Annotated in this window: 15 protein-coding genes and 1 other RNA gene; 7 read left to right on the forward strand and 9 right to left on the reverse strand. The window is 74.1% G+C overall.

The window, feature by feature from the left end; all coding sequences use genetic code 11:
- Nucleotides 1-41: 41 nt before the first annotated feature.
- Nucleotides 42-1,058: a LacI family DNA-binding transcriptional regulator gene (locus SGLAU_RS13295; protein WP_052413741.1), complete on the forward strand. Its 1,017-nt coding sequence runs from the start codon at nt 42-44 to the stop codon at nt 1,056-1,058.
- 48 nt (nt 1,059-1,106) lie between these two features.
- Here the strand turns inward: SGLAU_RS13295 and ssrA are convergent.
- The 5 genes from ssrA to ftsE form a co-directional block, all read right to left on the reverse strand.
- Nucleotides 1,107-1,506: a transfer-messenger RNA gene (ssrA, locus tag SGLAU_RS33150) on the reverse strand.
- A 99-nt stretch (nt 1,507-1,605) separates the two neighbouring features.
- Nucleotides 1,606-2,085, reverse strand: a complete 480-nt coding sequence (gene smpB, locus SGLAU_RS13300) for an SsrA-binding protein SmpB (RefSeq protein WP_043506586.1) — start codon at nt 2,083-2,085, stop codon at nt 1,606-1,608.
- Between the two features lie 74 nt (nt 2,086-2,159).
- Nucleotides 2,160-3,323 carry a S41 family peptidase gene (locus SGLAU_RS13305; RefSeq protein WP_078957701.1) on the reverse strand — a complete coding sequence of 388 codons (1,164 nt, stop codon included), beginning with the start codon at nt 3,321-3,323 and terminating at the stop codon, nt 2,160-2,162.
- Between the two features lie 68 nt (nt 3,324-3,391).
- Nucleotides 3,392-4,309, reverse strand: a complete 918-nt coding sequence (gene ftsX / locus SGLAU_RS13310) for a permease-like cell division protein FtsX (protein ID WP_043501318.1) — start codon at nt 4,307-4,309, stop codon at nt 3,392-3,394.
- A 32-nt stretch (nt 4,310-4,341) separates the two neighbouring features.
- The gene (gene ftsE, locus SGLAU_RS13315) at nt 4,342-5,031 is read right to left on the reverse strand and encodes a cell division ATP-binding protein FtsE (RefSeq protein ID WP_043501321.1); all 690 of its coding nucleotides are present in this window, start codon (nt 5,029-5,031) and stop codon (nt 4,342-4,344) included.
- Between the two features lie 314 nt (nt 5,032-5,345).
- Between ftsE and SGLAU_RS13320 the strand changes: the two genes are divergently transcribed.
- Nucleotides 5,346-5,537: a hypothetical protein gene (locus SGLAU_RS13320; protein ID WP_043501323.1), complete on the forward strand. Its 192-nt coding sequence runs from the start codon at nt 5,346-5,348 to the stop codon at nt 5,535-5,537.
- A gap of 77 nt (nt 5,538-5,614) precedes the next feature.
- Here the strand turns inward: SGLAU_RS13320 and SGLAU_RS13325 are convergent, their stop codons facing one another.
- The 4 genes from SGLAU_RS13325 to SGLAU_RS13340 all read right to left on the reverse strand — a co-directional run bounded on the left by SGLAU_RS13325 (nt 5,615) and on the right by SGLAU_RS13340 (nt 11,039).
- The gene (locus tag SGLAU_RS13325) at nt 5,615-6,364 is read right to left on the reverse strand and encodes an LPXTG cell wall anchor domain-containing protein (protein WP_043501324.1); all 750 of its coding nucleotides are present in this window, start codon (nt 6,362-6,364) and stop codon (nt 5,615-5,617) included.
- A gap of 278 nt (nt 6,365-6,642) precedes the next feature.
- The gene (prfB, locus tag SGLAU_RS13330) at nt 6,643-7,749 is read right to left on the reverse strand and encodes a peptide chain release factor 2 (protein WP_043501326.1); all 1,107 of its coding nucleotides are present in this window, start codon (nt 7,747-7,749) and stop codon (nt 6,643-6,645) included.
- A 163-nt stretch (nt 7,750-7,912) separates the two neighbouring features.
- Nucleotides 7,913-9,157 carry a serine/threonine-protein kinase gene (locus tag SGLAU_RS13335; RefSeq protein WP_043501328.1) on the reverse strand — a complete coding sequence of 415 codons (1,245 nt, stop codon included), beginning with the start codon at nt 9,155-9,157 and terminating at the stop codon, nt 7,913-7,915.
- Between the two features lie 151 nt (nt 9,158-9,308).
- Nucleotides 9,309-11,039: a serine/threonine-protein kinase gene (locus SGLAU_RS13340; RefSeq protein ID WP_043501331.1), complete on the reverse strand. Its 1,731-nt coding sequence runs from the start codon at nt 11,037-11,039 to the stop codon at nt 9,309-9,311.
- 369 nt (nt 11,040-11,408) lie between these two features.
- On the opposite strand from SGLAU_RS13340, the gene SGLAU_RS13345 reads away from it, so the two are divergent.
- From SGLAU_RS13345 to SGLAU_RS13365, 5 genes are all read left to right on the forward strand, one after another.
- Entirely contained in the window at nt 11,409-15,143 is a 3,735-nt protein-coding gene (locus SGLAU_RS13345) for an FHA domain-containing protein (protein WP_043501332.1), read from the forward strand.
- Between the two features lie 406 nt (nt 15,144-15,549).
- Entirely contained in the window at nt 15,550-16,935 is a 1,386-nt protein-coding gene (locus tag SGLAU_RS13350) for an ABC transporter substrate-binding protein (RefSeq protein ID WP_162484303.1), read from the forward strand.
- A 73-nt stretch (nt 16,936-17,008) separates the two neighbouring features.
- Complete coding sequence (locus tag SGLAU_RS13355) at nt 17,009-18,292, forward strand: carbohydrate ABC transporter permease (RefSeq protein WP_043506589.1); 1,284 nt, start codon at nt 17,009-17,011, stop codon at nt 18,290-18,292.
- Nucleotides 18,289-19,164 carry a carbohydrate ABC transporter permease gene (locus SGLAU_RS13360; protein ID WP_043501333.1) on the forward strand — a complete coding sequence of 292 codons (876 nt, stop codon included), beginning with the start codon at nt 18,289-18,291 and terminating at the stop codon, nt 19,162-19,164. The genes SGLAU_RS13355 and SGLAU_RS13360 overlap by 4 nt, the downstream gene beginning before the upstream one ends.
- A 161-nt stretch (nt 19,165-19,325) precedes the next feature.
- A complete protein-coding gene (locus SGLAU_RS13365) occupies nt 19,326-21,641 on the forward strand; it encodes a bifunctional glycosyltransferase family 2 protein/CDP-glycerol:glycerophosphate glycerophosphotransferase (protein ID WP_043501335.1) in 2,316 nt (771 codons plus the stop codon).
- Nucleotides 21,642-21,746 lie beyond the last annotated feature (105 nt).

Here is a 21,746-nt window from a genome sequence, read left to right on the forward strand (position 1 = left end):
ACGGCGGATGTCGCGGATCGGTGAGGACTGACGGGGCGCTGATGGTCAAGATCACGGACGTGGCCCGGCACGCGGGCGTCTCCCCGAGCACCGTCTCGTACGTGCTCAGCGGCAAACGGCCGATCTCCGAGGAGACCAGGCGCCGCGTCCAGGCCTCCATCCGGACCCTCGGCTACCGCCCGCACGCCGGCGCCCGCCCGGCCGGCGGCCCGGCGAACGTGCTGGGCCTGGTGATGCCCTTGTGGGCCGGCGTCCACGCGCCGACGGCGCTGCGGTACGCGGCCTCGGTGGTGACCGCCGCCCGGTCGTACGGCCACGACGTGCTGGTCCTCACCCAGGACGACGGCGAGGAGGGCCTGCGCCGGGCCGTGGACTCGGCACCCGTGGACGGGCTGATCGTGATGGACGTGCGGCTGCACGACCCCCGGCTGCCGGTGCTGCGGGGACTGGACCGGCCGGCCGTGCTGATCGGCTTCCCCGCCGACCGGGCGGGGCTCACCTGCGTGGACCTCGACTTCGGGGCGGCGGCCGAGCGGTGCGTGGACCACCTGGCGGAGCTGGGCCACCGGGCGGTGGCGCTGGTGGGCCCGCCACCGGAGGTCTACGCCCGCCGGACCGCCCGCGCCCAGCACGTGCTCCAGGGTTTCACCGCCGCCGCCGGCCGGCAGGCACTCACCTGCGCCGTCCACCCCTGCGAGGCCACCGCGGCGGCGGCGCGTGCGACGGCCGGACGGCTGCTGCGCGAAGACCCGGCGCCGACCGGGATCGTCGTCCACAACGAGGCGGCGCTGGAGCCGCTGACCGAGGCCTTCGCGCAGCTCGGGACGCGCGTCCCGGAGGACCTGTCCGTCACCGCGATCTGCCCCGCCGAGGCGGCGGCATCCGCCCCCGTACCGCTGACCTCGGTCGCCCTGCCGGCCGCGGAGACCGGCGAGCGCGCGGTGGAGCTGCTGATGCGGGCCCGGGCCGGCGAGCCGGTAGCCGCGACGACCCTCCTCCCGCCGGTGCTGACGGTGCGCGCGAGCACGGCCCGGCGGACCGGTCCCGCAGACGCATGACAAAGGCCCCGCCGCTCGTGAGCGACGGGGCCAGTGCTGTACATGGGGTGGTGGAGATGGCGGGAATCGAACCCGCGTCCAACGGTGCGGAACCAGGGCTTCTCCGTGTGCAGTCCGCTCTGATTTTCTCGGCCCCGGAGATCACGCGGACAAGTCTCCGACGGGCTCAGTCACTGTTTGGTTTCCCTCTTCACCCCGTGACCGGGATCGAGGTTTAGTCCCCTAGCTGATGCCAGGATCCGGGTCGGGAACAGCCCCGGGCTGACACTCCCTTAGTAGGAGGCTCGCTCTGCTACCTGAGATCAGGCAGCGAGGGCGAAGGCCTGCTGGGAGGAATCGCGCTTGGTGTTGGCGATTATTTTTTTCGGCCTGTGGTTTACGAGATCATGGCCGCTTCCTCGACACGCTTCCCCTGCTTCGACAGCCGCTGTCGAAACCGATCATCCCCATGTTGATTTTTCAATCACCGCACCCAGCGTGTGAGTGCAGCTGCCATCATACGGGGTCAACGGCGGGGGGTGCCACCGTATTCCCGCGCGGTCACGGCTCAGGCCCGCTGCTTGCGCCGTACCGCCGACATCGCCCGCTCGGCCTCGCGCCGGTCCTGCTTCTCCCGCAGGGTCTGCCGCTTGTCGTACTCCTTCTTGCCCTTCGCCAGCGCGATCTCGATCTTCGCCCGGCCGTCCTTGAAGTACAGGGACAGCGGCACGATCGTGTGCCCGGTCTCCTGGGACTTCGACTCCAGCTTGTCGATCTCCTCGCGGTGCAGCAGCAGCTTGCGCTTGCGGCGGGCGCTGTGGTTGGTCCAGGTGCCCTGGCTGTACTCCGGCACGTGCACGTTGTACAGCCACGCCTCGTGACCGTCCAGCTGCACGAAGCCGTCGACCAGCGAGGCGCGCCCCTGGCGCAGCGACTTCACCTCGGTACCGGTGAGGACGAGACCGGCCTCGTAGGTGTCGATGATGAGGTAGTCGTGCCGCGCCTTCTTGTTCTGCGCGATCAGCTTGCGCCCTTTTTCCTTAGCCATAGTGCCGCCCATTTTCGCACTGCGGAGGGGGTGTGCGGGAAGTCATTAAGCGCCGGGCCCGCCGGGCGTGGCGGTCAGTCCCCCAGCCCCTCCAGCACCGTCTCCGCGCGCCGCAGCGCGTCCTCGCCGGCCTCCAGGTCGGGGGTGATCCCCCGCCCGTCCACCCCGCGACCGGAGGGGGTGCGGTAGTGGCCGACGGTCAGCTCGGCGACGGAGCCGTCGGGCAGCCGGCTCGGCATCTGCACCGAGCCCTTGCCGAAGGTGCGCGAGCCCACCACGACCGCCCGGCCCCGGTCCTGCAGCGCGCCCGTCAGCAGCTCGGCCGCGCTCATCGTGCCGCCGTCGACGAGGGCGACCAGGGGCCTGGCCGTGTCGCCGCCGGGCTCGGCGTGCAGCGCGCGCTGCTCGCCCTCGACGTCGTAGGTGGCGACGAGCCCGCCGTCGAGGAAGGCGGAGGCGGTGGTGACGGCCTCGGTGACCAGACCGCCGGGGTTGCCGCGCAGGTCGAGGACGATGCCGTCGTCGCGCGGGGCCCGCCGGACCGCGTCGCGGACGGTGTCACCGGAGCCCTTGGTGAAGGCGCCGACCTTGATCAGGGTGTCCCCGTCGGGGAGGGTGCGGACGCTCACCGAGTCGGTGGAGAGCCTGGCCCGGCGCAGTGTGAGGCTCCACGCGCGCGTGCCGCGCTCCACGCCCAGCCGGACCGGAGTGCCGGCGGGGGCGTCGGTGGCGTCACCGCGCAGCAAGGAGACCACCTCGGTGACGGGCCGCCCGTCGACCGGCCGGCCGTCGACGCTGCGCAGCCGGTCGCCCGCGCGGATCCCGGCGTCGGCCGCGGGCGATCCGGGGGCCACCTGGGTCACCTCGATCCGCCCGGACCGCTCGCGCCGCGCCCACAGCCCGACGCCGGTGTAGGCGCCGTCCAGGGCTTCCTCGAACTCCTCGTACTCGCCCGGCGAGTAGACGGCGTCCCAGCGGTCCGAGCTGCGGCTGACGGCGCGCTCGGCGGCTTTCAGCGGCGAGGTGCCGTCCGCCACGGCCCGGGCGGCGGCGGCCCGCACGTCGTCGGGGCGGGCCGCCGTGGCGGGCGTCCGGGACGGACCGGGTGCGGGGCCGCGCCCGGTGCCGGGCAGCGAGCCCGTGGCGGCACCGGTGACGAGCACGCTCGCGAACACCAGGGTCAGGGCGGTCCCGCGGCGCGTACGGCGGGGCTGACAGAACAGGTCACGACCTGACATGCCGGTGAGTCTAGGACAACGCGAAGGGCCGTACGGTCCGTTGACCGTACGGCCCTCGTTGGCGTGCGTCACACCTTCAAGTACTTGCGCAGCGCGAAGAACGCGGCCAGCGCGGGCATCAGCAGGCTCGTGGCGAGGATGAGCGGCAGCTTCGTCAGGACGGCGTCCCAGCCGATGAAGTTGATCAGTTCGAGCTGGTCGGCCAGGGCGAGCCCGTGGTCGATCAGGAAGTACCGGGCGGTCACCAGGAACGCGCACGCGACCGCGCCGCCGATGAGTCCGGCGACCGCGGCCTCCATGATGAACGGGGCCTGGATGTAGAAGCCGGAGGCGCCGACCAGGCGCATGATCCCGGTCTCGCGGCGCCGGCTGAACGCCGAGACGCGCACCGTGTTGACGATCAGCATCAGCGCCACGACCAGCATCAGCGCCATCACCGCGCGCGCGGCCCAGTTCATGCCCTCCAGGAGCTTGAACAGGTTGTCCAGGGTCTCCTTCTGGTCCTGCACGGACTGCACGCCGTCCCGGCCGTTGAAGGCGGTGGCGATGACCTGGTACTTCTCCGGGTCCTTCAGCTTGATGCGGTACGACTCCTGCATCTGGTCCGGCGTCAGCGAGCTGGCCAGCGGGGAGTCGCCGAACTGCTCCTTGTAGTGCTTGTACGCCTCGTCCTGCGACTCGTACGTGACGGTGTCGACGACCGGCATCTTCTGCAGGTCGGACTTGATCTGGCGCTTCTGCTCCTCGGTCACCGCGCCGGTGGCGCAGGCCGGGTCGGACTCGGCGTCGCTCTTGTTGCAGAGGAAGATCGAGACGTTGACCTTGTCGTACCAGAAGCCCTTCATGGTGTTCACCTGGTCGCTCATCAGCAGTGAACCGCCGAACAGGGCCAGGGACAGGGCGACGGAGACGACGACCGCGAAGGTCATCGTGAGATTGCGGCGGAGACCGACACCGATCTCCGACAGAACGAACTGGGCGCGCATGGCGTCTGGTTGTGCCTTTCCGTCGTGGATCGTCAGTGCTGGTAGCCGTAGACGCCGCGCGCCTGGTCGCGGACGAGGCGGCCCTTCTCCAGCTCGATGACGCGCTTGCGCATCTGGTCCACGATGTTCTGGTCGTGGGTGGCCATCACGACGGTCGTACCGGTGCGGTTGATCCGGTCGAGCAGCTTCATGATGCCGACCGAGGTCTGCGGGTCGAGGTTGCCGGTGGGCTCGTCGGCGATCAGCAGCTTGGGCCGGTTCACGAAGGCCCGCGCGATGGCCACGCGCTGCTGCTCGCCGCCGGACAGCTCGCCCGGCATCCGGTCCTCCTTGCCGCCGAGCCCGACCAGCTCGAGCACCTGCGGCACCGACTTGCGGATCTCGCCGCGGGACTTGCCGATGACCTCCTGGGCGAAGGCCACGTTCTCGGCGACGGTCTTGTTCGGCAGCAGCCGGAAGTCCTGGAACACCGTCCCCAGCTGGCGGCGCATGTGCGGCACCTTCCAGTTGGAGAGGCGGGCGAGGTCCTTGCCCAGGACGTGCACCTGTCCGTGGCTGGCCCGCTCCTCGCGGAGGATCAGCCGCAGGAAGGTGGACTTTCCGGAGCCGGAGGACCCCACGAGGAACACGAACTCGCCCTTCTCGACCTCCAGGGAGACGTCCCTGAGGGCCGGGCGGGTCTGCTTGGGGTAGACCTTGGAGACATTGTCGAATCGGATCACGGATGCACCACGGGTCGCCGGGGGTAGATGAGCGTGACCATACGCGAACCGGGCGGGCAACCGCAGGCACCGGTAGGGGTTGCGTGCGGGTTGTGCCTTTTGTGCCGGCGGTGAGCGCGCTCGCCCGGACGCGGGGGACGACCGCGCGGCACCGCCACCGCGGATCCCCACGCTCCGCGGTCCCGCGACCACGGAAACCGTACGCCTTGCAAGGGGCCCGCGCACCCTCCGGAGGAACCTGGCACAGTGGAGGGGGAACGTTCTCACCCCCGAGGGCGTTGTCCAACGAGAACCGGCACTAGGAGGGCGAGCACATGACGTACGACCGGCTGGTGTGCGCGAACTGTGCCGCGCCCGTCAGCGAGGGCCGCTGCCCCGTGTGCCGGGCCAATCGCGAGCGGCTCCAGCAGGAGAATCCGCTGTCCGCGCTGAATCCCATGACGCTGATCGCCCTGCTGGCGGTGCTGATCGCCGCGGTGGCGCTGCTGGCACACCAGACGGCGTGACGAAAGGGAAGGGCCCGGAGCTTCGCGCTCCGGGCCCTTTCGGCTGCGAGCGGTCATCGCCGCCCGGCCGGGCCGCCTCAGGCAGCCGCGCCGCCACGGCCGCCGACCAGACGCGGCAGCACGCGGAAGCCGACACCGCCGGCGATCATCGTCGCGGCACCGATCAGCAGGAACGTGGTCTCGGTGGCACCGGTCTCGGCCAGCTCGTCGCCACCGCCCTGGGCGGAGGGGTCGGAGGCCGGGGCGTCCGCACCGGTGTCGGTCAGGGCCGAGGAACCCGCGCTCTGCGCGGAGTCACCGGAGCCACCGTCGGGGTCGGTGTTGTTGCCGCCACCGGTACCCGGGCTCGTCGGGTCGGCAGGGTCCGAGGGCTCGTCCGGCTCGACCGGGTTGCCGGGCTCCTCGTCGCCCGGGTCACCGGGGTCACCCGGGTCGCCCGGGTCACCGGGATCGCCCGGGTCGCCCGGGTCACCGGGATCGCCGGGGTCACCCGGGTCGCCCGGGTCACCCGGGTCGCCCGGGTCACCGGGGTCACCCGGGTCACCCGGGTCACCGGGATCGCCCGGGTCACCCGGGTCACCGGGATCGCCGGGGTCACCCGGGTCGCCCGGGTCACCGGGGTCGCCCGGGTCACCGGGGTCGCCCGGGTCACCGGGGTCACCCGGGTCGCCCGGGTCCTCTTCGCAGTCCGGCGTGACGACGATGTCGCAGATCGGGTCGTCCGCACCGGCGGCCTGCGCGACACCCGCGGCAGTCAGCGAGGCACCGGCGGCGATCACGGCGCCCGCCGCTATCCGCGCGACACGCATCCGCGTCTTCTTGGTCATGTGGTTGCTACCCCCAGTAGCTGATCGTCAATGAGGCGGCGCTCGGGGCCGTGATCAACGGAGATAGCTGTCTTGTGAAGCCCCCCGGTTCACATGCGCCCCAGAGATACGCATGCCGCGCTTCACCCTTCCGATTTTTCAAAGCAACGTCAAGGGCGTTGCGCGCGCTATGCCCTGTGCGATGCGGTTTGCCGGGGTCGACGCCTGTGAGTGTGATGTGAAACCTGGGCAAACGACAACCGCCCCTGGTTCAGGGGCGGTTGGCTTTGTCGACAAACTTACTTCTCCTGCTGCTTGCGCCAGCGAATCCCGGCCTCGAGGAACCCGTCGATCTCGCCGTTGAACACGGCCTCGGGGTTGCCGACCTCGTACTCCGTGCGCAGGTCCTTGACCATCTGGTACGGGTGCAGGACGTACGAACGCATCTGGTTGCCCCAGGAGTTGCCGCCGTCGCCCTTGAGGGCGTCCATCTTGGCCTGCTCCTCCTGGCGGCGCCGCTCCAGCAGCTTCGCCTGGAGCACGTTCATGGCGGTGGCCTTGTTCTGGATCTGCGAGCGCTCGTTCTGGCAGGAGACGACGATGCCGGTCGGGATGTGCGTGATGCGCACCGCGGAGTCGGTGGTGTTCACGCCCTGACCGCCGGGCCCGGAGGACCGGTAGACATCGATGCGCAGCTCGGACTCGTCGATCTCGACGTGGTCGGACTGCTCGACGACGGGCAGCACCTCGACGCCCGCGAACGAGGTCTGGCGGCGGCCCTGGTTGTCGAAGGGCGAGATGCGCACCAGGCGGTGGGTGCCCTGCTCGACGGAGAGGGTGCCGTAGGCGTAGGGCGCCTGCACGGAGAAGGTGGTCGACTTGATGCCGGCCTCCTCCGCGTACGACGTCTCGATCAGCTCGGTCTTGTAGCCGCGCTGCTCGGCCCAGCGCAGGTACATGCGCTGAAGCTTCTCGGCGAAGTCGGCGGCGTCGACGCCACCGGCCTCGGCGCGGATGTTGACCAGCGCCTCACGGGAGTCGTACTCGCCGGAGAGGAGGGTCCGCACCTCCATCTCGTCCAGCGCCTTCTTGACGGCGACCAGCTCGGACTCGGCCTCGGCACGGGTGTCCGGGTCGTCCTCCTCCTCGGCCATCTCGAAGAGCACGGCGAGATCGTCGATCCGCGAGCGCAGCGCCTCGGCTTTCCTCACCTCCGCCTGGAGGTGGGAGAGCTTGCTGGTAATCTTCTGCGCCTCTTCCGGGTTGTCCCACAGGGACGGCGCGGCCGCCTGCTCCTCGAGCACGGCGATGTCTGCCCTCATCCTGTCGAGGTCCAGAACGGCCTCGATCGACTCCATGGTCGAGGAGAGGGACTTGAGCTCTTCGGATACATCGACGACTGCCACGCTCCCAGCGTAACGGCTCCGCCGCTTTGCCAGTGCCGTCCCCGGCGTCGGTTGTGACGCACCCGGCGCCGGGCGGCCGCCGGGGCGCGCCCCCGGCCCCCCGCCCGGCGCGGAACGGGCCCGCCCCAGGTCGCCGCACCGGCGGGCCGGCCGCCCCGGGACCTCAGGGCGTCTCCGGGGCCGAGTTCCTCATGTCCTGGGGGGCGCCGCCCGGCTCGTCGCCCGACGTCGCCAGCCAGGTGCCGGCGCCGACGGCCGCCGCGACGGCCACCGCGGCGGCGCCGAGGGCGAGCCGGCGCCTGCGGGCGGCGGCGCGGTTGCGGGCCGAGCCGGGCCGGGGGGCGCCGGCCGCGCGCGGGGCGCGGGCCGTGCCGTGGGCGCCGCCGGCCAGCTCGTCGGGGGCGGGGACGCGCATCGAGGTGTGGGTGTCCCGGTTGGAGTCGGGCCGGGCGCCGGGGACCAGGGAGACGGCGCCCCGGCGCCGGCGCGGCGGGAGGGCGGGCTCGCCCCGGTCCGGCTGCGGGTCCTCGTCGGCGGGCTCGGCCGCGTCGACGTCCGGTTCGTCCACGTCCAGCGGCGGCATCCCGGCGAGGGTGGGCAGCTGCTCGCGCAGCCGCGCGGCCAGCTCGGAGGCGCGCAGCCGGGAGGCGGGGGCCTTCGCGAGGCACTGCACGACGAGCTGCCACAGCTCCTCGGGGATGCCGGGCAGCGGGACGACGGTCTCGGTGACGTGGCGGCGCAGCACCGCGCCGGGGTGGCCGCCGCCGAAGGGGGTGAAGCCGGCCAGCAGCTCGTAGAGGACGGTCGCGAGGGCGTAGATGTCGACGGAGGCGCGCGGGGGCAGGCCCTCGACGATCTCCGGGGCGAGGTAGTCGGGGGTGCCGATGACCTTGGTGGCCCGGGTGCGCTGCGGGGTGTCGATGAGCTTGGCGACCCCGAAGTCGGTGAGCAGGGCCCGGTGGGAGCCGCCCGGGCCGAGCGGGCTCTGCATGTCCAGCAGGATGTTCTCGGGCTTGACGTCCCGGTGGACGACGCCCGCCGCGTGGGCGGCGGCGAGCCCGTCGGCGACGTCGGCGACGATCGCGACGGCCGCCTCGGGGGCGAGCCGCCGCTCCCGCTCCAGCCGGGTGCGCAGGTCGGTGCCGCGCACCAGGTCCATGACGAGGGCGAGGTCGTTGCCGTCGACGACGAGGTCGCGGACGGAGACGACGTTCGGGTGCTCCAGGCCGAGCAGGGCCGTGCGCTCCTGGACGAAGCGTCCGACGAGCTCCTGGTCGGACGCCAGGTCCTCGCGCAGCAGCTTGATGGCGACGGGCCCTTCCGGTCCCTCGCCCAGCCACACCGTGCCGGCGCTGCCCCGGCCCAGGATCTGGTTCGCGGTGTACCTGCTGCCGATCTTCCGTGCCAAGACTGCTCCTACAGGACGCGTGTTGTCGCTAAAACTACGCGTCCCGGGAGCCCGCCTTCACCGGGGAGCCGGAAATCACCCCGCGCGTGTCGACAAATCGGCAGACTCACGGCCGTCCGGCCACGGTGCCGGCCGTGCGCCGCCGCCCCCGCTACTGGGTGGATCCCCCGGACCCGCCGCCGTCGGAGCCGCCGAGATCGCTGATCCAGCCGGTCACCGTGCCGAACCAGTCGGTGAGCTGCTCCCAGTAGCCCTTTCCGGTGCCGATCCACTCCTGGAGCGGGCTCAGCTCCCAGATCAGCCAGCCGGCCACGAAGAGGATGACGATCGTGACCAGGCAGCCCTTGAGGCACCCCAGGCCCGGGATGCGCATCGGGTTGGCGCTGCGGCGGCGCGGCTCCCGGGGCTCGCGCTGGGGCCGCTGCGGCTGCGGCGGGGCGGGCGGCGCGTACCGCTGCGGCTGCGGCTGCTGGGGCTGCGGGGTGACGTAGCGCTGCGGAGGCTGGTGCTGCTGCTGCTGGTGCTGCTGGTGCTGCTGCGGATAGCCGTACCCGGGGGGCGGGCCCTGCTGCGGGCGGGGCTGGGGGCGCTGCGGCTGCTGCTGCGGCCGGGCGACCTGCCGCTGGGGGCGGCGGCGCAGCGGGTCCTGGTCGGGGTCCAGGTACTGGATCTGCGTCTGCTCGTTGCGGTCCCGGGCCGCCCGGAGCTGGTTCTGCCAGGGGTGCTCGCCCTGCTGTCCGTCCTGGCCGGGCCCGTCCGGCCGGTGCGGGGGCACTGGCGGCATGACGGCCGTCGGGTCGGCGGCGCCGGTGTTCGGCAGGACGGCGGTGGGGTCGGCCGCGCCGGCCGGGCCCGCGGTGTGCGGGAGCACGCTGGTGGCGCCGTCCGGGTCGTACGCGCCCGGCGCGGAGCCCTGCGGGAGCACCTGGGTCGGGTCGGCCGCGCCCGGCGTGCCGGGGACCGCGGCGGGCGCCGGGTCGGGGGCGAGGAGCGCGCCGACGCCCTCGGCGGCGGCGATCTGCGCGGAGTTCGCGTGCACACCGATGCCGTCGGCGACGACGCGCAGGGCCCGGGCCAGGTTCTCGGCGCTCGGGCGCTCGTCGGGGTTCTTGCGCAGGCAGCGCTCGATGACCGTCCACAGCGGTTCCGGGACGGTGGAGGGGCGGCGCGGCTCGGCGCTCAGGTGCTGGTGCAGCACCTCCAGGGCGGAGCCGCCGGAGAACGGGGGACGCCCGGTGACCAGCTCGTACAGCAGGATGCCGGCGCCGTAGATGTCGACCGCCGAGGTCTGCGGGCGGCCCTCCGCGGACTCCGGGGCCACGTACGCGGGCGTGCCGACGAACTCGTGGGTGCGGGTGAGGCCGGGCGAGTCGGCGAGCCGGGCGATGCCGAAGTCGGTCAGCATCGGGTGCATCCGGCCGTCGTCCTGCTTGAGCAGCACGTTCGCCGGCTTCAGGTCGCGGTGGACCACGCCGTCGGCGTGGCTGGCGGCGAGCGCGTCGGCGATCTGCGCGGTGAGCAGGGACGCGGCGACCGGCGTGAGGGGGCCGTTCTCGCGCAGGTAGCGGTGCAGGTCCGGGCCGTCGACCAGGTCCATGACCAGGGCGAGCAGATCGCCCTCGACCACCAGGTCGCGCACCCGCACGATGTTCGGGTGGGCCAGCCGGAGCAGCACGGAGCGCTCGCGCAGGAACCGCATCACGACATCGGCGTCGTTCGCCAGCTCCTCCTTGAGGACCTTGATGGCGACGGTCTCACCGGGCTGTCCGGGCACGGCCGCCTCGGCGCCCGCGGTCTCCCGCTGGCGGGCTCGCCAGACGGTGCCCGTGGCGCCGCGCCCGAGCGGCTCCTCGAGCAGGTACTTGCTGCCGACTGGCCGCACGTCACGCGCTCCCTGTTGCTTGGCTTGCCTGAGGTCTGTTTTCGCGACCCACTGTAGTGCCGGGGTGCGACGGACCGGGCTGTCGTCTTCCTGTGGGTCTTGCGTCGCGGTTCCCGGCCACGTTCGAAGGGAAGACGCCCGCCCCGGTCTCCGGGTTGCGGGAAGCCGGCGTGACCGATCTCAAGCGGTCGCCGCCACCCCGTCCGCCAGGCACTTTTGCGGGCAGAGCCGACCAATCAAGATCACTTGTTCCGGAGCGGCGGGCGCGTTGTCGGTGTCAGGTGCGAGGATGCGTGCAGTACTGGCCGACGTGCTCGTGCGGGGTGGGCGGAGCCCTCCGCGCCCGCGCAGAAGGGACCGCTGACGGCGATGCAGATCCGGCTGACCGTCGTAGACCCGCTGGGCCCGCCCCCGGTCGAGGCGGGCGGCCGTGCCGCGAGCCGCGACGTGCTGGTGACCGCGCCCGCCGGAACGGCCCTTTCGGCGGTCGCCGCCGCGCTGGCCTCGGCCGTCACCGGCGACCCGGCCCAGGCGGGACCGGTGGTGCTGTACGCCGGTGCGGAGCGCCTGGACGAGCGCCGCTGCACCCTCGGCGAGCCCCCGCTGCTGGACGGCGCCGTGCTCTCCCTCGGTGCCCCCGCCGACCCCGAGCCGCACCCCGAGGTCGACGACGCCCCGGCCCGCCTCGACGTGGTCGCCGGTCCCGACGCGGGCGGGGTCCACCTGCTGCACGGCGGCCGGATCGACATCGGCCGCTCCGCCGACGCCGACGTCCCGCTCGACGACCCGGACGTGTCCCGGCTGCACTGCGCGGTGACCCTCGACCCCGACGGCCGCGTCACGGTCGCCGACCTCGGCTCCACCAACGGCACCACCGTCGGCGGCACCCGCGTGGGCTCGCGCCCGGTGCGGCTGCCGCCGGGCGCGCTGCTGCGGCTCGGCGAGTCCGCGCTGCGCCTCGCCCCGGCCGGGGGGCCGGGAGCCCGGCGGGGCACGGCGCCGGACGGCGAGGGGTACGTCCGGGTGGCCCCGGCGTCCCCCTCCGCCGGCCTCCCGGACACCCCGGAGAGCCACGCGCGCGCGGACGGTCCCGCCGCGCCGGCACGGCGGGACGGCGGGGAGGCCCCGTCGGCCGCCCGGGACCACGCGCCCGTGGCGCCGGCCGTGCGCCCGCCGGCCGTACCGGGACAGGCCGGCGCGCCCTCGCCGGAGCGGGGCAAGGACCCGGCGCGGCAAGGGCGTTCCTCGCCCACTCCGCCCGGTGCCCGCCCGCTGCCGCCCGCCCGGCCGCCGGCCGACGGCGGGACCCACGCCGGGCGCCGCGGCCCGGCCGGCCCCGACGCCGCGTCCACCGCGCATCTCGGGCGCAGGCGCGGCGGCCTCGGCGCCTGGGCGCGCCGCCTGGCCGGCGGACGCGGCGAGCAGCCGGCGCCGGCCGGGCCCGAGACGTACGACGGCGAGGCCGCCGTCACCGCGCGGCCGGGGCCCACGGCCGGCCCGCCCGTGCCCGAGACCTGGCCGGACCCGGCGGCCGTGCTGCTGACCGCGCTCGGCCCCGGTCCCCGGCTGTGGGAGCGCGGGCCGGGCCACCCGGAGGCGCTGACGGTGCGGCTCGGCACCGCCGACCGGCCGGCGCCCGACGGCTCCGGCCTGCTGCCCGCCGTGCCGGTGACCGCGGATCTGCGCGAGGCGGGCGCGCTGGGCCTGGCCGGGCCGCGCCCGCGGCTCGCCGGTGTGGCCCGCGCGGTGCTGGCGCAGCTCGCCGCGCTGCACTCCCCCGCGGCCCTGGAGATCGTGCTCATCAGCGCCGACCGCTCCCGTCCGGTGGCGGAGCGCACCGCCGAGTGGGCGTGGCTGGGCTGGCTGCCGCAGGTCCGGCCCGGCCACGGCCAGGACTGCCGCCTCCTGCTCGCCTACGACCACGAGCAGGCGGCCGCCCGCACCGGCGAGCTCCTGCGCCGCCTGGACGACCACCTGGCGGACCGCGCGGACGGCGCCGGGCCGGCGTCCCCGGACGGGACGGGTGACGCTCCGCGGGGCGGTGGAGCCCGGGGCGGCGCGCCGCACGAGCGGCCGGCCGCGGCCGGGCCGGACCCCGCGCCGCACGCCTCGCCCGGCCACCGCGCCACGGGCGACGCCGCCGGTTCCGCATCCGCGTTCGCACCCGCCGACGGCGGTTCTCCGGCCGCGGCCGGGCACCCCGCGGCAGCCGCCGCGGCAGCCGCCGCGGCGGCCCCCGTGACGGCGGCCGTCCCGCCCGCCCCGGCCGGTCCGCGCCCCACCGGCGCGGGCCCGGCGGCGGACACGCGGCGGGACGGGGCCCGTCCCGGCTCCCACCCGCACTCCTCCCCTCACCCGGGGGCGCACGGCACTCCGGGTGCCACCGCCACGGTCCTCGGCACGGCGTACGGCCTGGCCCCGGCCGCCGCGGCGACGGCACCGGGCTCCCCGGGCGCCCCCGCCCCGTCCCCGGCGTTGCCGGACGGCGGTGCCGAGGGCCGCTTCCCGGGGCCGTACACGGTCGTGGTCGTGGACGGCGACCCCGGCGGTGCCGGGCTGCGGGAGGCGGTGGCACGGCTGGCGGCGGAGGGGCCGCGCGCGGGGATCCACGTGGTGTGCCTGGCCGAGACGGCGCCCGCGTCACCGGTCTCGCCGGTGACGGAGACGTACGAGGCGGCCTGCGCGGTGGCGCCCGCGTTCCGCGCGTGCGGGGCGGTGGCGCTGCTCAGCGGGGACGTCGCGACGGCGCTGCGGCTGCTGCGGGTGGCCCGGGCGGAGGGCACGGTCGCGCCCGGTCCGGTCGGCCACGGCACGATGGCGACCGTCGACGCCGTCTCCCCCGCCTGGGCCGAGCGGTTCGCCCGGGCGCTGGCGCCGCTGCGGCCCGACGGCTCCGGCGGTGAGCGGCAGGGCCGGGTGTCCGCGCCGCTGCCCCGGTCGGCCCGGCTGCTGGACGAGCTGGGGCTGGCCCGGGCCACCCCGGCGTCGCTGATGGCCCGCTGGGCGGACGCGGCCGACGACACCCAGGCGCTCGGCGGACGTGCCTGGGCGGTGCTCGGGGCGGGCCCGCGCGGACCGGTCTGCACGGACCTGGTGGCGGACGGCCCGCATCTGCTGGTCGAGGGCCCCGCGGGCAGCGGCCGTACGGAGCTGCTGCGCGCGGTGGTGGCCTCGCTGGCCGCCGCGGAGCGTCCCGACCGGCTGGGGATCGTGCTGGTGGACGGCCGGGACAGCGTGGGTACGGGACCGGCGCACGGCGACGGTCTGCGCGTCTGCACGGACGTACCGCACGTCACCACCCACCTCACCGCCAACGACCCGGTGCGCATGCGGGAGTTCGCCCAGTCGCTGAGCGCCGAGCTGAAGCGGCGGGCGGAACTGCTGGGCCGCTCGGACTTCGCGGAGTGGCACACCGGGCGGGAGCTGGCGGGACGCATGGTCGCGCAGCGCTCCGCTCCGGGGCGGCAGCCGGGGCAGGTCCCCGGCCGGACGCCGGGGCCGGGCGGTGGTTCCGGTGCCGCGGACCTGGACGGGCCGCCGAGTTCGACGCTGCGGCTGCGGCCGGGCGGGGGGCGCCGGCAGGCGGAGGCGGCGCCGCCGCTGCCACGGCTGGTGGTGGTCGTGGACGATCTCGACGCGCTGGTGTCGCCGGCGCTGGGCTCCCCGGGGCGGCCCGCGGCCGGGTCGGTCGTGCGGGCGCTGGAGGCGGTGGCCCGGGACGGCGAGCGGCTGGGCGTGCACCTGGTCGCGGCGGCCGGGCCGGGTGGCCGTACGGCCGAGTCGGAGGCGGCGCGGCGGGCCCGGCTGCGGATCGTGCTGGACGCGCCGGGGCCGGACGAGCCGTCGCCGGGACGCGGCCGGCTGACCGGGCCGGACGGGCGGGTGACCCCGTTCCAGGGCGGCCGGGTCACGGGCCGCATCCCGCGCACCGCGACCCTGAGGCCCACCGTCGTGCCGCTGGACTGGCAGCGCATGGGCGACCCGCCGGCCCGCCGCCCGGTGCGCGAGCTGGGCAACGGCCCGACCGACCTGGCACTCCTGGCCAGCGCGCTGGAGCGGGCGGCACGGGAGGTGTCGGCGGCCCAGGTGCCGTCCCTGCTGTGACCACCGGCCCCCGCACCGCGCACCGCACGAGCCGCCACCGGGACGCGGCGGACCGGTCCGGACGGGCGGGCCGGTCCGGACGGGCGGGCCGGAGAGGCGGGCCGGAGAGGCGGGCCGGGCCGGGCGGGTGACCCCGTTCCAGGGCGGCCGGGCCACGGCCGCGCCCCGCGCATCGCGACCCCGCGGCCCGCGCCGGGCGGCGGGCCGTTCGGCGGGTGCCGCCGCCCCGTTCCCCGTGGCTGCCGCGGGCACCGGCCAGGGCGCGCGCGAGTCACAGCGCGGTCACGATCACGCCCCTGACCCGGTTCGCGCCCTTGCCGACGTATCTCACCCGGCGTAGACCAGTGCTCACGGAGCATACGGATCAGCGCTGGACGTTCGACGAGGAACGAAGAACGGGGCCGTGATGCACATCAGGAGCAGCAGCCGGACGACGACACGGAGGGCGGCGCGGTCCGCCGCAGCCCTTCTCGCGGGAGCGCTCACGCTCTCGCTCGCCGCCTGCGGAGGCGACGACGACAAGGACAGCCCGACGGAAGGCGCGAGCGGCGACGCCGAGACCACCGCCACGGTGAAGCTTCCCCGGCTGGACGGCGAGTCCCTGGAGGTCGCCGCCGTCTGGACCGGGCCGGAGCAGGCCAACTTCAAGAAGGTGCTCGCGGAGTTCGAGAAGCGCACCGGCGCGAAGGTCACCTTCGTCCCGGCGCAGGACCCGATCATCAACTTCCTCGGCTCGAAGATCGCGGGCGGTCAGCCGCCGGACGTCGCGATGCTCCCGCAGCCGGGCGCGATCAGGCAGGCCGTGGAGAAGGGCTGGGCGAAGCCGCTGGGCGCCGAGGCGCAGGCCGAGCTGAAGAAGAACTTCTCGCAGGGCTGGCAGGACATCGGCGCGGTCGACGGCAAGCCGTACGGCGTCTACTACAAGGCCGCCAACAAGTCCCTGATCTGGTACAACGCGCAGGTCTTCGAGAACGCGGGCGCCGAGGAGCCGAAGACCTGGGAGGACCTGCTCACCACCGCGCAGACGGTCTACGACTCCGGGGTGACGCCGTTCTCCGTCGGCGGCGCGGACGGCTGGACGCTCACCGACTGGTTCGAGAACGTGTACCTCTCCCAGGCCGGCCCGGAGAAGTACGACCAGCTGGCCAAGCACGAGATCAAGTGGACGGACCCCTCCGTGAAGGAGGCGCTGACCACGCTGGCGCAGATCTGGGGCAAGCAGGACTACCTGGCGGGCGGTGCGAGCGGCGCGCTGCAGACCGAGTTCCCGGCCTCCGTCACGCAGACCTTCACCGGCGGCGACCAGCCGAAGGCGGGCATGGTCTACGAGGGCGACTTCGTGCAGGTGAACATCGCGGAGACCGACGCGAAGGTGGGCACGGACGCGAAGGTGTTCCCGTTCCCGGCGGTCGGCGACTCGGCGCCCGTGGTCTCCGGCGGCGACGCGGCGGTGATCCTGGAGGACTCCAAGGCGGCGCAGGCCCTGGCCACCTTCCTGGCGTCCCCGGACGCGGCGACGGTCCAGGCGGGGCTCGGCGGCTACCTCTCGCCGAACAAGAACGTGGACCCGAAGGCGTATCCGAACGCGGTGCAGCAGGAGATGGCGAAGGCACTGATCGCGGCCGGCGACGACTTCCGCTTCGACATGTCCGACCAGGCCCCGCAGGCCTTCGGCGGCACGCCCGGCAAGGGTGAGTGGAAGGCGTTGCAGGACTTCCTGAAGAACCCGAAGGACATCGCGGGCACCCAGCGCAGGCTGGAGGCCGACGCGGCCGCGGCGTACGGGAACTGAGCCGGCGATGACGTCGCCGGCACCCTCGGCGGAGGTCCCCGGGACCTCCGCCGCTCCCCCCAGGCGCAAGAGCGTGACCGGCACCCGCACCACCGTCGCGGCGCTGTTCCTGCTGCCCGCGCTGGTGCTGCTCGGGGCGCTCGTGGTCTACCCGATCGGGTACTCGGTCGTCCGCAGTTTCTACGACCAGTCCGGCGACGGCTTCGCCGGATTCGACAACTACCGGGCCCTGTTCACCGACGACGGCATCCGCACCGCGCTGAAGAACAACATCGTCTGGGTGGTGTTCGCGCCGACCGTCGCGACCGCGCTCGGGCTGATCTTCGCGGTGCTCACCGAACGGGTGCGCTGGGGCACCGCGTTCAAGCTGGTCGTCTTCATGCCGATGGCGATCTCGATGCTCGCCGCGGGCATCATCTTCCGGCTGGTGTACGACCAGGACCCGGACAAGGGCGTGGCGAACGCGGTGTGGGTGGGCGTGCACGACACGTTCGCGCAGTCGTCGGCCTTCCCGAAGGCCCATCCGGGGCGGGAGTCGCCCCTGGAACCGGCGGGCGGGGGCGCGTTCATCACGAAGGAACCGGTCCGCGCGGGTGAGCCGGTGACGCTGCCGCTGGTGGGGGTGGCGCCGGACCTGATGCCCGACGACGCGCGGCCCGCCGCGAAGCCACCGGCGGAGCCGGGCGAGATCACCGGCACCACCTGGCAGGACTTCACCCGCGGCGAGGGCGTGGGCACCCTCGGCGCGCCGGACCCGTCCGAGTTCGGCTACCCGGGGATGCGGATCGAGGCGGTGAAGGACGGCGAGGTGGTCGCCTCCACCACGGCCGCCGACGACGGCACCTTCACCCTGCCCGCCTCCGCGGAGGGGGCGCTGCTGCGGCTGCCCGCCGACAACTTCAAGGAGCCGTACAACGGCCTGGACTGGCTGGGCCCGTCGCTCGTGACCCCCGCCATCATCGGCTCGTACATCTGGATGTGGGCGGGTTTCGCGATGGTGCTGATCGCGGCCGGTCTCGCCGGGGTGCCCCGGGAGCTGCTGGAGGCGGCGCGGGTGGACGGCGCCAGTGAGTGGCAGGTGTTCCGCCGGGTCACCGTGCCGCTGCTCGCGCCGGTGCTCGCGGTCGTCACCGTCACCCTGATGATCAACGTGCTGAAGGTGTTCGACCTGGTCTTCATCATCGCCCCGGGCTCCTCGCAGGACGACGCGAACGTGCTCGCCCTGGAGCTGTACCGCAAGGGCTTCGCCGAGGACCAGCCGGGCATCGCGAGCGCGATCGCGGTGTTCCTGCTGCTGCTGGTGATCCCGGTGATGTGGTTCAACGTCCGGCGGCTCAGGCGGGAGGTACGGCGATGACGAAGCTGTCCGCACAGCCGAGGCGGTCGCCGGCCGCGTGGGCGGTCGAGAAGCTGAGCGGCGGCGCGGTGCGGGTCTTCCTGATCGTGGTGGGCCTGTTCTGGCTGGTGCCGACCGTCGGCCTGCTGCTGTCCTCGCTGCGCAGCACCCGGGACATGAACGAGAGCGGCTGGTGGACGGTGTTCACCGAGCCCGCCCGGCTCACCGTCGACAGCTACGAGAAGCTGCTGGAGAACGGCGACATCACCGACTCCCTCGTCAACACGGTGCTGATCACCGTCCCGGCGACCGTGCTGGTGGTGGTGATCGGCGCGCTGGCGGGCTACGCGTTCGCGTGGATGGAGTTCCCGGGCCGCGACTGGTGGTTCCTGGCCGTGGTGGGCCTGCTGGTGGTGCCGGTGCAGGTGGCGCTGATCCCGATCGCCGAACTGTTCGGCAGCATCGGCCTGTTCGGTTCCATCCTGGGGGTGATCCTGTTCCACGTCGGGTTCGGGCTGCCGTTCGCGGTGTTCCTGCTGCGAAACTTCTTCGCGGAGATCCCCCGTGAGCTGCTGGAGGCGGCCCGCCTCGACGGGGCGGGTGAACTGCGGCTGTTCGCGCGGGTGGTGATGCCGCTGGGCGGGCCCGCCATCGCGAGCCTCGGCATCTTCCAGTTCCTGTGGGTGTGGAACGACATGCTGGTGGCGCTGGTGTTCACGGACGCCGGCAGCCAGCCGATCACGGTCGCGCTCCAGACGCAGGTGCGGCAGTTCGGCAACAACATCGACGTGCTGGCACCCGGTGCGTTCATCTCGATGGTGGTGCCGCTGGCGGTGTTCTTCGCGTTCCAGCGGCAGTTCGTGTCCGGTGTGATGGCGGGCGCCGTGAAGTGACGCCGTAGCACAGCCAGTTCAGGGGCGGGCCGGTGTCACCGGCCCGCCCCTCGACGTCCGCCCCGATTCCCCCACATGCCGTACGGACCGTAACCCCTTCGCGTCCAGGGCCGTTGCCGGGCAGAACGCCCGAGCTGTCCCGCCGACCCTTGGATGCCCCCTTGCCCAGGTTCAGTGTCATCGTCCCCGCGTACCGGGTTCAGGCGTACCTGCACGAGTGCCTGGAATCGGTGCTCACCCAGTCGTACCCCGACCTCGAACTGATCGCGGTGGACGACCGCTCACCGGACGCCAGCGGCGAGATCATCGACGAGTTCGCGGCCCGCGACCCGCGTGTGAAGGCCGTCCACCTGGAGCGCAACGTCGGTCTCGGTGCCGCCCGCAACGCGGGGATGGCGCAGGCCACCGGTGACTACCTGGTCTTCCTGGACTCCGACGACACCCTCACCCCGGACGCCCTGCGCGCGGTCGCCGACCGGCTGAAGGAGACCGGTGATCCGGACGTCCTGGTCTACGACTACGCCCGCACGTACTGGACCGGCGAGGCGGTCCGCAACAAGGCGGCCGGCCGGCTCACCGAGCAGGGCCCGGCGCCGTTCCGGCTGGCGGACCGGCCGGGTCTGCTGGAGTTGCTGATGGTGGCGTGGAACAAGGCGTACCGGCGGGAGTTCGTGGAGCGGGAGGGCTTCGCCTTCCCGCCCGGCTACTACGAGGACACGCCCTGGACGTACCCGGTGATGCTGGCGGCGGGGACGATCGCCACCCTCGACCGGGTCTGCGTGCACTACCGGCAGCGCCGCCGGGGCAGCATCCTGTCCACCACCAGCGACCGGCACTTCGACATCTTCGACCAGTACGACCGCGTGTTCGCCTACCTCGACGCGCACCCGGACCTGGCGCCGTGGCGCCCGCTGCTGTTCCACCGCATGGTCGACCACCTGACGCTGGTGTACCGCAAGCCGGACCGGCTGCCGCGCGGCAGCCGCGCCGCGTTCCTGCGCCGGGCCCGCGCCCACTACCGCCGCTACCGCTCCCCCGGGCTCCCCGCGTCCCCCGGCCGGGAAGGCGCGCCCGTCGGCGCCCAGGTCCCGCCCCGCGTGCGCCTGCGGCACGCGGTCGTCCGGTTCGGCGCGCACCGCACCTTCCGCGCCCTGCACCTGCTGCTTGCCGCCCGCCGCCGTACCGCACGCCTGGCCCGGCACCTGGCCCGGGCCTGCCGGACCGGCGCGCTGCGGCTGCACTACCGGGTCCAGCGGCTGCTGCCCCTCCAGGCCGACCGGGCCGTGTTCGCCGCCTCCCGGTACGCCGGGTACGGCGGCAACCCGGGCGCGCTGGAGGCCGCGGTCCGCACCCTCGCCCCGCACGTGCGCACCGCGTGGATCGCCCGCCCCGAGCACCACCACACGATCCCGCCCGGCACCCGCCGCCTGACCCCGGGCACCGCCGCGTACTGGACGGCCCTGGCCCGCGCCAGGTACCTGGTGTCCGACGCCGGTCTCGGCGACCGCGCGGTGAAGCGCACCGGGCAGGTCTTCGTGCAGACGCGGCGGGGCACCCCCCTGAAGCACATGGGCCTCGACCTCCAGGAACGCCCGGCGGCGGCCGGCGGCACGGACTTCGCGCGGCTCCTGGACGACGTCGACACCTGGGACTACGTGCTGTCCGCCAACCGCCACACCACGCTGACCTGGGAGCGCGTCTACCCGGGCCGGTACGCCACGCTGGAGTACGGCTACCCCCGCAACGACGTCTTCCAGCGGGCGACCCCGGCGGACGTGGCCCGGCTGCGCGAGTCGCTGGGCGTCCCGGAGGGCTCGGTGGCGATCCTGTACGCGCCGACCCACCGCGACCACCGCCGCACCCAGGGCACCGCTCTCGACCTGGAGCGGGTCGTGCGGCGCCTCGGACCGCGGTTCGTCGTCCTGGCCCGCGCCCACGCCCGGCACGGCGGCCCGCTTGTCGCGAGCGGCGGCCGGGTCGTCGACGTCACCGGCCACCCGAGCGTCGAGTCGCTGTGCCTGGCCTCGGACGTCCTGGTGACCGACTACTCGTCGATCATGTTCGACTACGCCAACCTGGACCGGCCGATCGTGATCCACAGCCCCGACGACGACTGGGCGGCCTACCGGGCGGCCCGCGGCACCTACTTCGACCTGCGGGCCTTCCCGCCGGGCCCGGTGGCGCGAAGCGAGGACGAGCTGATCGGCGTCTTCGCCGCCGGCCACTGGCGCGGCTCCCGCTCCAACCGGCTGCGCGCCGCGTTCCGCGAGCGGTTCTGCCCGTACGACGACGGGCGGGCCGCCGAGCGGGTGGTGCGCCACGTGCTGCTGGGCGAGCCGCCGGAGTCGCTGCCGCCGGTGATCCCGCTCGCCGAACGCCGGCCGGTGCCGTCGGCCGCCGCCGAGCGGCCGGGCACCCCGCTGACCAGCGTGCCGCAACCTTCTGGCCCGCTCACCGTCACCGACGGACGCCGATGACCGTTGCACCTTCCGGGAGTTCGCATGCCCCGCGGTTCGTCGCGGCCGGCCCCGTCCCGGCCGCCCACGTGGCGGCCCGCGGGGCGGCCCGGCCGTGTTGCACAC

This window comes from Streptomyces glaucescens (genome assembly GCF_000761215.1).
Taxonomy (GTDB): domain Bacteria; phylum Actinomycetota; class Actinomycetes; order Streptomycetales; family Streptomycetaceae; genus Streptomyces; species Streptomyces glaucescens_B.

What these genes read in the sequence shown, in the direction of transcription:
- SGLAU_RS13295 (WP_052413741.1), top strand. Translation starts at nt 42, where the DNA reads ATGGTCAAGATCACGGACGTGGCCCGGCACGCGGGCGTCTCCCCGAGC.
- smpB (WP_043506586.1), bottom strand. Translation starts at nt 2,085, where the DNA reads ATGGCTAAGGAAAAAGGGCGCAAGCTGATCGCGCAGAACAAGAAGGCG.
- SGLAU_RS13305 (WP_078957701.1), bottom strand. Translation starts at nt 3,323, where the DNA reads ATGTCAGGTCGTGACCTGTTCTGTCAGCCCCGCCGTACGCGCCGCGGG.
- ftsX (WP_043501318.1), bottom strand. Translation starts at nt 4,309, where the DNA reads ATGCGCGCCCAGTTCGTTCTGTCGGAGATCGGTGTCGGTCTCCGCCGC.
- SGLAU_RS13320 (WP_043501323.1), top strand. Translation starts at nt 5,346, where the DNA reads ATGACGTACGACCGGCTGGTGTGCGCGAACTGTGCCGCGCCCGTCAGC.
- SGLAU_RS13325 (WP_043501324.1), bottom strand. Translation starts at nt 6,364, where the DNA reads ATGACCAAGAAGACGCGGATGCGTGTCGCGCGGATAGCGGCGGGCGCC.
- SGLAU_RS13345 (WP_043501332.1), top strand. Translation starts at nt 11,409, where the DNA reads ATGCAGATCCGGCTGACCGTCGTAGACCCGCTGGGCCCGCCCCCGGTC.
- SGLAU_RS13350 (WP_162484303.1), top strand. Translation starts at nt 15,550, where the DNA reads ATGCACATCAGGAGCAGCAGCCGGACGACGACACGGAGGGCGGCGCGG.
- SGLAU_RS13360 (WP_043501333.1), top strand. Translation starts at nt 18,289, where the DNA reads ATGACGAAGCTGTCCGCACAGCCGAGGCGGTCGCCGGCCGCGTGGGCG.